This is a genomic window from Streptomyces lacaronensis (assembly GCF_047337785.1).
GTDB lineage: Bacteria > Actinomycetota > Actinomycetes > Streptomycetales > Streptomycetaceae > Streptomyces > Streptomyces lycopersici.
Window position 1 is genome coordinate 10,771,615 of sequence record NZ_JBLHDK010000003.1, and the last position, 12,642, is coordinate 10,784,256.

The 12,642-nt window shown below is 70.0% G+C and carries 9 protein-coding genes; 3 read left to right on the forward strand and 6 right to left on the reverse strand.

Annotated features, from left to right (window positions below; genetic code table 11):
* Positions 1-71 precede the first annotated feature (71 nt).
* A complete protein-coding gene (locus ACMTAK_RS46690) occupies positions 72-392 on the forward strand; it encodes an NIPSNAP family protein (RefSeq protein ID WP_413811777.1) in 321 nt (106 codons plus the stop codon).
* Between the two features lie 12 nt (positions 393-404).
* On the opposite strand, the gene ACMTAK_RS46695 is transcribed toward ACMTAK_RS46690, so the two are convergent.
* Positions 405-1,760: an MFS transporter gene (locus ACMTAK_RS46695; protein ID WP_413811778.1), complete on the reverse strand. Its 1,356-nt coding sequence runs from the start codon at positions 1,758-1,760 to the stop codon at positions 405-407.
* A gap of 214 nt (positions 1,761-1,974) precedes the next feature.
* Between ACMTAK_RS46695 and ACMTAK_RS46700 the strand changes: the two genes are divergently transcribed.
* A complete protein-coding gene (locus ACMTAK_RS46700; RefSeq protein ID WP_413811779.1) occupies positions 1,975-3,249 on the forward strand; it encodes a glucarate dehydratase family protein in 1,275 nt (424 codons plus the stop codon).
* 229 nt (positions 3,250-3,478) lie between these two features.
* Positions 3,479-5,326 (forward strand): glycoside hydrolase family 9 protein, encoded by a 1,848-nt coding sequence (locus ACMTAK_RS46705; protein ID WP_413813204.1) that lies wholly within the window; start codon positions 3,479-3,481, stop codon positions 5,324-5,326.
* A 72-nt stretch (positions 5,327-5,398) separates the two neighbouring features.
* Here the strand turns inward: ACMTAK_RS46705 and argG are convergent, their stop codons facing one another.
* The 5 genes from argG to ACMTAK_RS46730 form a co-directional block, all read right to left on the reverse strand.
* Positions 5,399-6,847 (reverse strand): argininosuccinate synthase, encoded by a 1,449-nt coding sequence (gene argG / locus ACMTAK_RS46710; RefSeq protein WP_262700191.1) that lies wholly within the window; start codon positions 6,845-6,847, stop codon positions 5,399-5,401.
* A gap of 89 nt (positions 6,848-6,936) precedes the next feature.
* Positions 6,937-9,126: a discoidin domain-containing protein gene (locus ACMTAK_RS46715; protein WP_413811780.1), complete on the reverse strand. Its 2,190-nt coding sequence runs from the start codon at positions 9,124-9,126 to the stop codon at positions 6,937-6,939.
* A gap of 55 nt (positions 9,127-9,181) precedes the next feature.
* Positions 9,182-10,780: a glycoside hydrolase family 13 protein gene (locus tag ACMTAK_RS46720; protein WP_413811781.1), complete on the reverse strand. Its 1,599-nt coding sequence runs from the start codon at positions 10,778-10,780 to the stop codon at positions 9,182-9,184.
* A gap of 30 nt (positions 10,781-10,810) precedes the next feature.
* On the reverse strand, positions 10,811-11,686 hold the full coding sequence (locus ACMTAK_RS46725) for a carbohydrate ABC transporter permease (protein ID WP_413811782.1): 876 nt from the start codon (positions 11,684-11,686) through the stop codon (positions 10,811-10,813).
* Positions 11,683-12,639, reverse strand: coding sequence for a carbohydrate ABC transporter permease (locus tag ACMTAK_RS46730; protein ID WP_413811783.1), 957 nt, complete (start codon positions 12,637-12,639; stop codon positions 11,683-11,685). The genes ACMTAK_RS46725 and ACMTAK_RS46730 overlap by 4 nt, the downstream gene beginning before the upstream one ends.
* Positions 12,640-12,642 lie beyond the last annotated feature (3 nt).

Genomic DNA, 12,642 nt, shown 5'->3' on the forward strand with positions numbered 1-12,642 from the left:
CCGTCCCCGGCCGACGGCCGACGCCCGAGGCCACGTCGCACCACCCATCACACCAGCCCGAGGAGACGCGCATGTTCTATGAGATCCGCCGCTACCAGACCAGGCCCGGCCGCCGGGAGGAATGGGTCATCTTCATGGAGGAGGTGGTGATCCCCTTCCAGACGTCGCAGGGGATGAACGTCATCGCCTCGTTCATCGACGAGGAGGACCCCGACGGCTATGTGTGGATGCGGCGCTTCGCCGACGAGGCGGAGCGGGTGCGGCTCTACGAGGCCGTCTACCAGAGCGAGCGGTGGCAGCAGGAGATCGGCCCCCGGGTCGACGAACTGCTCTTCCGGGAGAAGATCCAGGTCACGCGGGCCGTGCCCACGCCCGCGTCCGGGCTCCGCTGACCGCGCCGGGAGTCACCCGGAGACGGTCCGGGCGGGGGTGGGCGCTGCGGCCTCCGCTCCGCCACGGCCGCTGCCCCGGCGGATGAAGTAGACGCCGGCGGTGGCGAGCAGCGAGGCCGCGGAGAGTGCGTAGAGGCCGCCGTTGGTGCTGCCCGTCGTCTCCTCCAGATAGCCGAAGAGGGTGGGGGAGACGAAGCCGCCGAGGTTGCCGAGGGAGTTGACGACGGCGAGCCCCGCGGCCGTGACCTTGAGGTCGAGCGTGGACTGGGCCAGCGGCCAGAAGAGGTTGGCGGCGCATTTGCTGCCGACGGCGGCCAGGGTGACGGCCGCGAGCCCGAACCACGGGGAGCCCAGGGTGGCGAGGAAGGTGCCGATGGCGGACAGCACCAGCACGACGGCGAGGTAGGGCCGACGGTCCGGCACCCGGTCGGTGTGGCGGCTCATCGTGTACATCGCGATGACCGCGCAGATCCACGGAACGGCCGTGAGCAGCCCGATCTGGAAGGACGAGAGCCCGCCGATGTCGTCCACCAGGCTCGGCAGCCAGAAGGTGATCGCGTATCCGGTGAGCGCCATGGCGAAGAACACCCCGGTCAGCAGCGCCACCTGGGGGTGGATCACCAGCCGCAGCCTGGACACCTGGGGCTCGCGGCTGCGCGCCTCGCGGTCCCGCTCGACCGCCGCGCTGAGGGCGTCCTTCTCCTCGCTGCTCAGCCAGCGGGCGTCCCTGATCCGCGAGACGAGGAAGAAGGCGGCGACGAGGCCCACGGTGATGGAGAGGGCGCCTTCCAGCGCGAACATCCAGCGCCAGCCGGCGAATCCGCCCAGGCCGTGCATTTCCAGCAGCGCGCCGCTGATGGGGCCGGTGACGATGTAGGCGGTGGCCGAGCCGCCGAGGAAGATGGCGCTGGCCCGGCCGCGGGCGGAGTCCGGCAGCCAGGTGGTCAGGTAGTACATCACGCCGGGGAAGAACCCCGCCTCCGCGATGCCCAGCAGGAACCGCAGGACGTAGAAGGAGGTGGCACCCGTCATGAAGCACATGAGGACGGTCACCGCGCCCCAGCTGATCATGATCCGGGTGAGCCAGACGCGGGCGCCGAAGCGCTCCATCAGCATATTGCTGGGGACTTCGAGCAGGGCGTAGCCGATGAAGAACAGCCCGGCGCCGAGCCCGTAGGCCGCGCTTCCGATGCCGATGTCGGCCTTGAGGTCGTCCTGGACGAAGCCGACGTTGGTGCGGTCCATCTGGTTGACCACGAGCATGATGACCAGGATGGGCATCACACGTCGCAGAAACTTGGTCACGGACCGTTGGACGAGCTCCGAGGAGGCGGCCGGGTCGCGGTCGGGGGCGGGGGGATTCACCATGGCGGCTCTCCTCGCTTCGTTCATGCACATGAACCCACTGGCGGTGGGGTGCAGACCTTACGATCGCCCGTTCGCTCGGTCAATGACTCCGGAAGCAACAATTCCACGCGGAATCACGTGGGTTGTTACGGGTGTTTTGGCTGCTCGTCGGCGGGGCAGCCCCTTGATAGGGTTCACACACCTACCCTCGGTTCACCTATATGAATGGACGTCGATGTCTGACGGAGTGCCCCTGCGCATCACGGATGTCACCATCACCCCCGTCGCCTTCCGCGACCCGGCCCTGCTCAACTCCGTCGGCGTCCACGAGCCCTTCGCGCTCCGCTCGATCGTGCAGATCCACACCGACGCGGGCCTGACCGGGCTCGGCGAGACCTACGCGGACGAGCTCCACCTGGAGCGCCTGGCGGCCGTCGGGCAGGAGATCGTCGGCCTGGACGCCTTCGCCACCGAGGAGCTGCACCAGCGCGTCCAGCGGGTCATCGCCCGCGTGGGCGGCTCCGGCGGCTCCGGGCTCACCGGCATGATCACCACCAGCAGCACCGTCGACCGCGTCGTCTCCCCGTTCGAGGTGGCGTTCCTGGACATCCAGGGCAAGGCCATCGGCCGCCCGGTCAGCGACCTGCTCGGCGGCGCCGTGCGGTCCGCCGTCCCGTTCAGCGCGTACCTCTTCTACAAGTGGGCCGCCCACCCCGGCCAGGAGCCCGACGAGTGGGGCGAGGCCCTCGACCCCGACGCCATCGTGGCGCAGGCCCGCCGGATGGTGGACGACTACGGCTTCACCGCGATCAAGCTGAAGGGCGGCGTCCGGCCCCCCGAGGAGGAGATCGAGGCGATCCGGGCGCTGCGCCGCGCCTTCCCCGACCATCCGCTGCGCCTGGACCCCAATGCCGTCTGGACGACGGAGACCTCGGTGAAGGTCGGGCGCGCGCTCGAGGGCGTGCTGGAGTACCTGGAGGACCCCACCCCCGGGATCGGCGGCATGGCCGCGGTCGCCCGTGAGGTCCCCATGCCGCTGGCCACCAACATGTGCGTGGTCGCCTTCGACGAGCTGGCCCCCGCGGTGGCCGCCGACGCCGTCCAGGTCGTCCTCTCCGACCACCACTACTGGGGCGGGCTGCGCCGCTCCAAGCTGCTCTCCGGCATCTGCGACACCTTCGGCATGGGCCTGTCCATGCACTCCAACTCGCACCTGGGCATCAGCCTGGCCGCGATGACCCACCTGGCCGCGGCCACCCCGAACCTCACCTACGCCTGTGACACCCACTGGCCGTGGAAGAGCGAGGACGTGATCGTGGACGGCGCGCTGACCTTCGTGGACGGCGCGGTGCCCGTGCCGGGCGCCCCCGGCCTCGGCGTGGAGCTGGACCCCGACGCCCTGGCGCGCCTGCATGAGCAATACGTACGGTGCGGGCTGCGCAACCGCGATGACACCGGGTACATGCGGCGCTTCGACCCGTCCTTCCAGGCGGACCTCGCCCGCTGGTAGACCGCGGCCACCGTGGCTCACCTCGCGCGATACCTCGATTGAAGGAGGCCGACCTCGGTCACCTGAAGTACCCGGATTTCGGCTAAGCGTACGAAGCTGCAGGCCAGGACCGCTTCTTAGCCTCTGAGGGACGGAAAAGACGCCGAACCCCCGGAAGTGCCGAGTCTTGTCTGCTACTGCTCCTCGCGTACGGATCACCCCTGACCGGACCGACCGCCGCCGCCGGCGCATGGTGGGCGCGGCGGTCGCGGCCGGACTGACCCTGGGCGCCCTGGCCGCACCCGCGGCGAGCGCCGCGGACCACCACGCGCGGCACGGCGCCGGGACGGCCGCTCCCAAGGCCGACACCGGCTCGCCGGTGCGGGTGAACCAGGTCGGCTATCTGACCCACGGCCCCAAGAAGGGCACCGTGGTCACCCCCGCCACCAAGCCGCTGACCTGGACACTCCGGGCCGCCGACGGCACCGAGCGGGCGAGCGGCACCACCACCCCCGCGGGCGTGGACCCCAGCTCCCGGCAAAACGTCCAGACCTTCGACCTCAGCAAGGTCACGGACGCGGGCGAGGGGTACACCGTCACCATCGACGGGAAGAAGAGCGAGCCGTTCGTCATCGGTGACCACCTCTACGGCTCGCTGCGGAGCGACGCGCTCGCGTACTTCTACCACAACCGCAGCGGCATCAAGATCGACGCGGACCTCGTGGGTTCCAAGTACGCTCGTCCCGCCGGCCATGACAAGGCGGCCCCGCACCGGGGCGACACCGACGTCCCGTGCGTCAAGGGGGTGTGCGACTACCGCCGGAATGTCGCCGGTGGCTGGTACGACGCCGGTGACCAGGGCAAGTACGTCGTCAACGGCGGTATCTCGGTGGCCCAGCTGATGTCCGCGTACGAGCGCACCCGCACCACCAAGGGCGTCGACGCCGCGTCGCTGGGCGACGGTCGGCTCCGGGTGCCCGAGCGCGGCAACGGCGTCCCGGACATCCTGGACGAGGCCCGCTGGGAGATGGAATTCCTCCTGCGCATGCAGGTGCCGAAGGGCGAGCCGCTCGCCGGTATGGCGTTCCATAAGGTGCACGACAAGCAGTGGACCGGTTTCCCGACCCGGCCGGACCAGGACCGGCTCCAGCGCGAGCTGCACAAGCCGTCCACCGCGGCCACGCTCAACCTGGCGGCGTCCGCCGCGCAGAGCGCCCGGCTGTTCAAGTCCTACGACCCGGAGTTCGCCGCCCGCTGTCTGCACGCGGCCCTGGCCGCGTGGGACGCGGCCAAGGCACATCCGAAGATCTACGCCGGCGACAAGGACTCCACGGGCGGCGGTGCCTACGGCGACCGGTACGTCGGCGACGAGTTCTACTGGGCGGCCGCCGAGCTGTTCATCACCACCGGCGACCACGGCTACGCCAAGGCGGTGCTCGACTCGCCGCTGCACCGCGACGCGGGCGCGCTCTTCCCGCGCGGCGGCGGCATGTCGTGGGCCTCGACCGCGGGCCTCGGAGCGCTCGACCTGGCCACCGTCCCCAACAAGCTCACCGAGCCGCAGCGCGCCGAGGTGCGTGCGATGGTGACGAAGGCCGCCGACCGCTACGCCGCGGACTCCGCCAGGTCGGCCTACGGCGTGCCGTACGCGCCGAAGGACGGCAAGTACGAGTGGGGCTCCAACAGCCAGGTGCTCAACAACATGATCGTGCTCGCCACCGCCCACGACCTGACAGGCAAGGACCGCTACCTCGACGCGGTGCTCCGCGGCATGGACTATCTGCTGGGCGGCAACCCGCTCAACCAGTCCTATGTCACCGGCCACGGCGAACGGGACTCGCACAACCAGCACCACCGCTTCTGGGCCCACCAGCGCGACCACCGGCTGCCGCATCCGGCGCCCGGCTCGCTGGCGGGCGGCCCGAACTCCGGGCTCCAGGACCCGGTGGCCAAGAAGAAGCTGAAGGGCTGCGCCCCGGCGATGTGCTACACCGACAGCCTGATGGCGTTCTCCACCAACGAGATCACCATCAACTGGAACGCCCCGCTGGCCTGGATCGCCTCGTACGTCGACGGTCTGGGCGGCGGACACCCCTAGGGTGCCCTGGAACACGCCGCCGCCCACCCGCGCTCGGGCGCGGGTGGGCGGCGGACCAGGGGAGCGGGGAGGTCAGTCGGCGCCGAACTCCATCGCGGCGCGGTCGAGCAGCTTGTCCTGCCCGGACACCTGCCCGTCCGAGGCGATCGCCTCGGAGGCGCCCTGCGGCATCGCGCCGATCAGGCCGGTGGAGGCCGCCTGCGCGGCGCCGATCAGCGCCGGATGCGAGCTGCCGACCATGCCGAGACCGGCGTACTGCTCCAGCTTGGCGCGCGAGTCGGCGATGTCGAGGTTGCGCATGGTCAGCTGGCCGATGCGGTCCACGGGACCGAAGGCGGAGTCCTCGGTCCGCTCCATGGAGAGCTTCTCCGGGTGGTAGCTGAACGCCGGTCCGGAGGTGTCCAGGATGGAGTAGTCCTCACCGCGCCGCAGCCGCAGGGTCACCTCGCCGGTGATCGCCGCGCCGACCCAGCGCTGCAGCGACTCGCGCACCATCAGCGCCTGCGGGTCCAGCCAGCGGCCCTCGTACATCAGCCGGCCGAGGCGGCGCCCCTCGGTGTGGTAGGTGGCGACCGTGTCCTCGTTGTGGATCGCGTTGACCAGCCGCTCGTACGCCGCGTGCAGCAGCGCCATGCCGGGTGCCTCGTAGATGCCCCGGCTCTTGGCCTCGATCACGCGGTTCTCGATCTGGTCGGACATGCCCATGCCGTGCCGGCCGCCGATGGCGTTGGCCTCCAGCACCAGATCGACGGCGGAGGCGAACTCCTTGCCGTTGATCGTCACCGGGCGGCCCTGCTCGAAGCCGATCGTGACGTCCTCGGCCGCTATCTCGACCGACGGGTCCCAGAACCGCACGCCCATGATCGGCTGGACGATCTCGATACCGGTGTCGAGGTGCTCGAGCGACTTGGCCTCGTGGGTGGCGCCCCAGATGTTGGCGTCGGTGGAGTACGCCTTCTCCGTGCTGTCCCGGTAGGGCAGGTCATGGGCGAGCAGCCACTCCGACATCTCCTTGCGGCCGCCGAGCTCGCTGACGAAGTCGGCGTCCAGCCACGGCTTGTAGATCCGCAGCGAGGGGTTGGCCAGCAGGCCGTAGCGGTAGAACCGCTCGATGTCATTGCCCTTGAAGGTGGAGCCGTCGCCCCAGATCTGCACATCGTCCTCGAGCATGGCGCGCACCAGCAGGGTGCCGGTGACCGCACGCCCGAGCGGGGTGGTGTTGAAGTAGCTGCGGCCGCCGGAGCGGATGTGGAACGCCCCGCAGGCGAGGGCCGCGAGCCCCTCCTCCACCAGGGCCGCCCGGCAGTCCACCAGACGGGCGACCTCCGCGCCGTACGTCGTGGCGCGCCCGGGGACCGAGGCGATGTCGGGCTCGTCGTACTGGCCGATGTCGGCGGTGTAGGTGCAGGGCACCGCGCCCTTGTCGCGCATCCACGCGACCGCTACCGAGGTGTCGAGGCCGCCGGAGAAGGCGATCCCGACGCGTTCGCCGACAGGGAGGGAGGTGAGAACTTTGGACACAGCAGGAGTATGCAGTCTTACGCATGATCATGCAAGGCCTCCTGGTGATGGCCTTGATCCACACCTCGCTCCCCGGCGCGAAGATGGGGTCACGAGGAGGTCAGATACGCCTCCACCTCACTGACCTGGGCCGCCGGCCAGCCGGTGTTGCCGGTGACGTCGAGCCTCAGGTACCGCACATTCGTGCTGTCGGGCAGGGCGACGGTGACCTTGTTGCCGGACGCCGGGTCGAAGCGGTAGCCCTGCGAGCCCACCAGAGTCGAGTACGCGGAGCCGTCGGTGCTGCCCAGCACGGACAGGGTCTGGGTGCGGGCGCCCCACGCCGACGAGGGCGGCAGCTTCAGCACCAGCCGGCGGACCGCCTGACCGGAGCCGAGGTCCACGGTCAGGGCCTGCGGAAAGGCGTTGTTGGCCGACTCCCAGTAGGTGTCCGCGTCGCCGTCGACCGCCTTGCCGGGGGTGTAGACGTCCCAAGAGCCGGTCGCGGTGGCCGGGCGGCCCTTGGCGAGGTTGCGGCCCGGCTCCGGATCCGGGTTGCCCTGGCCGGGCCGGGGCCAGCTGGAGCAGTCCGACCAGGTGCTGCTCCAGCCGGAGTTGCCGCCGCCGTCGGTGAGGCTGAAGGTGCCGGAGCCGGACGGGAAGGGGCAGTTGTAGACGCCCGCCGCGCCCACGCTGGACGCCGTGACATCGCTGAACTTCGCCGCCCCCTGCGCCTCGGCCTGGACGACGACCGTTCCGGGGTTGGTCACGGTCGCGCCGGACACATTGACGTTCTTGACCGGGTAGCCCCTGCCGCCGCCGGACACGAACTCGAAGGCGCTGTACGGGCTGTCGGTGATGGTCGTGTTGGTGATGTTGACGGTGGCCTCGATCGCGCTGTCGTAGGAGTCGACGCGCAGGGCGCCCATCGGGTGGTTCCAGTTGGGGTTCATGGCGCCCGCGCGGACCAGCGTGTTGCCGTCGACCGTGATCGTGCCCGCCAGCGGGTGGAACGGGTCCATGAACTTCTGGTTGGAGATGGCGATACCGCTGCCGAGGGCGTTGGTGTCGGAGATGAGGTTGTTCTTGACCGTGATGTCCGTACCGCCGTAGATCGCGATGCCATTGGCGAGGTTCGGCTGCGAGATGGTGTTGCCCTCGAAGCTGCTGTTGGTGTCCGGCGAGTTCAGCGACCACATGGCGAGCGCGTCATCGCCCTGGTTGCGCAGGAAGTTGTTCCGCACGCGTACGTTCTTGGCGGTGCCGTTGAGGTTGAGGCCGTCGGCCGTCATGTCCAGGAAGCGGTTGTTCTCGACCACCAGGTCGTCGTTGTCGCCCATCAGCCACAGACCGACCTTCAGGTGCTGCAGCCACATGCCGGACACGCTGGAGCCCGGGCCGAGCGAGCCGTTGACGAAGTTGTCGGGGTTGGAGTCGACGCGCTCGGTGACCTCACCGAGGACCGCGAAGTCCTTGATGTGCACGTTGCCGGAGGAGCTGGACTGGTCGATGAACCGCGAGGTGTGCACCACCGAGTGCCAGCCGCCGGCGCCCTGGAGGGTGACGTTCTGGACGCCGTTCAGCGAGGAGGTGAGTTTGTAGTCACCCGGCGGGATCCAGACCACTCCGCCCCGGGCGGCGGCGATGGCGTCCCGGAACGCCTGGGTGGAGTCGCCCTGCCCGCTGGGGTCGGCACCCTTGGAGGTGACGGACACCGATCCGGCGGGCTGGGAGGTGGCCGCCGCGACCTGCTCGAAGTCGGCCACGTCCACGGTGACCTGGGTGTTCGCCGCCTCGAAGGCGATCTTGTCACCGGCCTGGACGTTCTGGCCGAGCAGCAGCCGGGCGTTGTCGTAGAGGTGGTGGGTCTTCGACCCCGCGATCCAGCCGGTGTCCACGTACGAGTACATGGAGGTGACCGCGATGGTCTTGGCCAGCTTGGTGCCGTTGACATAGATGTTCAGCGTGCCCGACTGGCCGTCGGGCACGCTGTAGGCCACGTTCACCGCGTTGGCCGCGCGCGGCGCGGTGAACTCCACGCGCTGCCCGGAGGCGAGGCGGACGGCCTGGCGCCCGGACGCCTCGGAGGCGAGGGTGCCCTGGGTGAAGTCGGGGCCGATCTTCGTCCCCGTGGTGGTGGCCGACTCGGCCTCGGCCGAGGTGAACGGCAGGGAGGCGCCCGCCGCCGCGTGCGCGGCCGTGGGGGTCAGCGTGACGAGCGTGCCGGCCGCGAGGGCGACGGCCACGCCGATCGCCGACAGGCGTTTGGTGGATGCCGATGCGGTACTGCTGCGGTGCATGTGCTGATCCCTTCGTGGTGGGGGTGGTGGGATAGCGCGGTGCGGGGGTGGCCGCTCAGCGGAGCAGCCAGGCCGCCGTGTCCTGCGGAAGCCGGCCCCGGTGGTCCAGCGGGCCGCTGCTGAGCAGAAGCCGGGAGGTGCCCTCCAGCTCGGCGGGGGTGTCCGCGAGGTTGACCACGCAGACCAGGCCGTCCGTACGGGCGAAGGCCAGGACACCGTCGGCCGACGGGAGCCAGGTCAGCGGCCCGTCGCCGAAACCGGGGGTGGCGCGGCGGATGCGGATCGCCGCGCGGTAGAGGCCGAGCATCGAGCCCGGGTCCGCCGTCTGCAGATCGGCCGCGTACGCCGACCAGTGCGCGGGCTGCGGCAGCCACGGCTCCTCGCGCGAGCCGAAACCGGCGTACGGCGCCTCCGCCACCCACGGCAGCGGCACCCGGCAGCCGTCGCGGCCCGGGTCGGTGCCACCGGAGCGGAAGTGCATCGGGTCCTGGATGCGGTCGCGGGGGATGTCGGCCTCGGGCAGGCCCAGTTCCTCGCCCTGGTAGACATAGACCGCGCCGGGCAGGGCCAGCGACAGCAGGGCGGCGGCCCGCGCCCGCCGGTTGCCGAGGGCCAGGTCGGTGGGGGTGCCGAAGACCTTGGTGGCGAAGTCGAAACCGGTGTCCTCGCGCCCGTAGCGGGTGACCGTGCGGGTCACATCGTGGTTGCACAGCACCCAGGTGGCCGGGGCGCCCACCGGAGCGTGTTCGGCGAGCGTCTCGTCGATCGACGTCCGCAGCCGCCGGGCGTCCCAGGGGCAGGTCAGAAAGGAGAAGTTGAAGGCGGTGTGCAGCTCGTCGGGGCGCAGATAGCGGGCGAAGCGCTCGCTGTCGGGCAGCCACACCTCGCCGACGAAGAGACCGCCGTACTCGTCGGCCACGCCGCGCCAGGAGCGGTAGATGTCATGGAGCTCGTCGAGGTCGACGTACGGATGGGGATCGCGGCCCTCGACGAAGTCGGGCAGCCGGGGATCCTTGGCCAGCAGGGCGGCCGAGTCGATGCGCACCCCCGCGACACCCCGCTCGAACCAGAAGCGCAGGATGTCCTCGTGTTCCTGGCGTACGGCCGGGTGGGCCCAGTTGAGGTCCGGCTGCTCGGGGGCGAACAGATGCAGATACCAGTGGCCGTCGGGCAGCCGGGTCCACGCCGGGCCGCCGAACTCCGACGTCCAGTCGTTGGGCGGCAGTTCACCATGGTCGCCGCGGCCGGGGCGGACATGGAAGAGCTCGCGTTCGGCGCCGCCGGCGAGGGCTCCACGCCACCAGGGATGCTGGTCGGAGACGTGGTTCGGCACGATGTCGACGATGGTGCGGATGCCCAGCTCGCGGGCCTCGGCGATGAGCTTCTCCGCCTCGGCCAGGGTGCCGAAGGCCGGGTCGACGGCGCGGTAGTCGGCGACGTCATAGCCGCCGTCCTTCATGGGTGACTGGTACCAGGGGCTGAACCACAGCGCGTCGACGCCGAGTTCGGCGAGGTACGGCAGCCTGGCGCGGACGCCGGCGAGGTCGCCGGTGCCATCGCCGTCCCCGTCGGCGAAGCTGCGTACGTACACCTGGTAGATGACGGCGGAGCGCCACCAGTCGTTCGGTGTCCGGGCAGGGGTGGGCTGGGCCACGGTGGGAGCCTTTCTGTCGAGGGGGCGGTGTCAGCCCTTCGTGCTGCCCGCGCTGATCCCGGCGATGATGTGCCGCTGGAAGACGAGGAACAGCGCGACCATCGGGATGCTGGCGATGACCATCGCGGCGATGAGCACGGTCAGCTGGATGTTCTGCGACAGCTGGACGAGTGCCACGCTGATCGGCTGCTTGCCGGTGTCGGAGAAGACCATCAGCGGCCACAGGAAGTCCTGCCACACCGCCACCAGCGCGAAGATCGACACAACGCCGAGCACCGGACGCGACATGGGCAGCACGATCGACCACAGGGTGCGCAGCCTTCCGGCGCCGTCGATCTCGGCGGCCTCCAGGACGTCGCGCGGGATCTGGTCGAAGAACCGCTTGAGGAGATAGAGGTTGAAGGCGTTGGCGACGGCCGGCAGCCAGATCGCGAGCGGGTCGTTGAGCAGACTGGTGTGGATCAGCGGCAGGTCGGCGACGGTCAGGTACTTCGGCACGACCAGCGCCTGGGCCGGGACCATCAGCGTGGCCAGGATGCCACCGAGGATCACCTTGCCGAAGGCGGGCTTCAGCCTGGACAGGGCGTAGGCGGCGGCCGTGCAGAGGACCAGCTGGAACAGCCAGGCGCCGGCCGCCTGGACCACCGTGTTCCACAGGTGCTGCGGAAGCTGCATCAGGTCCCAGGCGTCGCTGTAGCCGCTGAGGTGCCACTGCTTCGGGGCGATGGTGGGCGGGGTCCGCGCCACCTCGTCCGGCGACTTCATCGCACCGGTCACCATCCAGTAGACGGGGAAGAGGAAGGCGATGGCGAAGAGCACCACCACGGCGGTGAAGACCGTCCAGTAGACGGCCCGGCCACGGGGGCGGGCCAGGGCGGCGGGGGAGACGAGGGTCCGGGTGCTCATGCGTCGTCCTCCCCGGAGCGGGTGAGCCGCAGATAGAGGGCGGAGAAGGCGCCGAGCAGCACGAGCAGCATCACGCTCAGCGCGCAGGCGCCACCGAAGTCGTTGTAGAGGAAGGCGTACTTGTAGATCAGGTAGAGGACGGTGACCGTGGCGTTCTCCGGGCCACCGCCGGTGATCACGAACGGCTCGGTGAAGACCTGCATGGTCGCGATGATCTGCAGCAGCATCAGCATGAGGATCACGAACCGCGTCTGGGGGATCGTGACGTGGCGGACGCGCTGGAGCAGGGTCGCACCGTCCAGTTCCGCCGCCTCGTACAGCTCACCAGGGATGGACTGCAGCGCCGCCAGGTAGATCAGGACGGTGCCGCCCATATTGGCCCAGGTGGCCACGATGACGAGAGAGACCAGGGCGGTGTCGGCGCCGTTGGACCAGTTCGAGGTGGGCAGGTGCAAAAAGCGCAGCGCCTCGTTGGCCAGCCCGGCGCCCGGGTCGTAGAACCACTTCCACAGCAGGGCGCTGACCACCGGTGGAATCATCACCGGCAGATAGACCACGACTCTGAAGAACGCCTTGGCGTGCCGGAGTTCATTGAGCACGAGGGCGAGCAGGAACGGGATCGCGAAGCCGATGAGCAGCGCCAGCAGGGTGAAGGTGAGGGTGTTCCGCCAGGCCGCGGTGAACTCCGGATCGTGCAGGACACGGGTGAAGTTGGCGGTGCCTACCCATTCGGGGGACGAGCCGGGCGTGTACTTCTGGAAGGCGATCACGACCGCACGGATCGCCGGATACCAGGAGAACAGCGCGAAGCAGATCAGGCCGCCGAGGAGGAAGCCATACGCCCGGACCTGATCGGCGAGACGGCGCCGCCCCCGGCCCCCCGCCGGGGGCGGCACCTGCACGGGGTGGACGGCGATCGCCTCGGCGGGCGGCCGCGCAGCGGTCTCGGTCATCGG

What these genes read in the sequence shown, in the direction of transcription:
- ACMTAK_RS46705 (WP_413813204.1), top strand. Translation starts at nt 3,479, where the DNA reads ATGGTGGGCGCGGCGGTCGCGGCCGGACTGACCCTGGGCGCCCTGGCC.
- ACMTAK_RS46690 (WP_413811777.1), top strand. Translation starts at nt 72, where the DNA reads ATGTTCTATGAGATCCGCCGCTACCAGACCAGGCCCGGCCGCCGGGAG.
- ACMTAK_RS46725 (WP_413811782.1), bottom strand. Translation starts at nt 11,686, where the DNA reads ATGAGCACCCGGACCCTCGTCTCCCCCGCCGCCCTGGCCCGCCCCCGT.
- ACMTAK_RS46715 (WP_413811780.1), bottom strand. Translation starts at nt 9,126, where the DNA reads ATGCACCGCAGCAGTACCGCATCGGCATCCACCAAACGCCTGTCGGCG.
- ACMTAK_RS46700 (WP_413811779.1), top strand. Translation starts at nt 1,975, where the DNA reads ATGTCTGACGGAGTGCCCCTGCGCATCACGGATGTCACCATCACCCCC.
- ACMTAK_RS46730 (WP_413811783.1), bottom strand. Translation starts at nt 12,639, where the DNA reads ATGACCGAGACCGCTGCGCGGCCGCCCGCCGAGGCGATCGCCGTCCAC.
- ACMTAK_RS46695 (WP_413811778.1), bottom strand. Translation starts at nt 1,760, where the DNA reads ATGGTGAATCCCCCCGCCCCCGACCGCGACCCGGCCGCCTCCTCGGAG.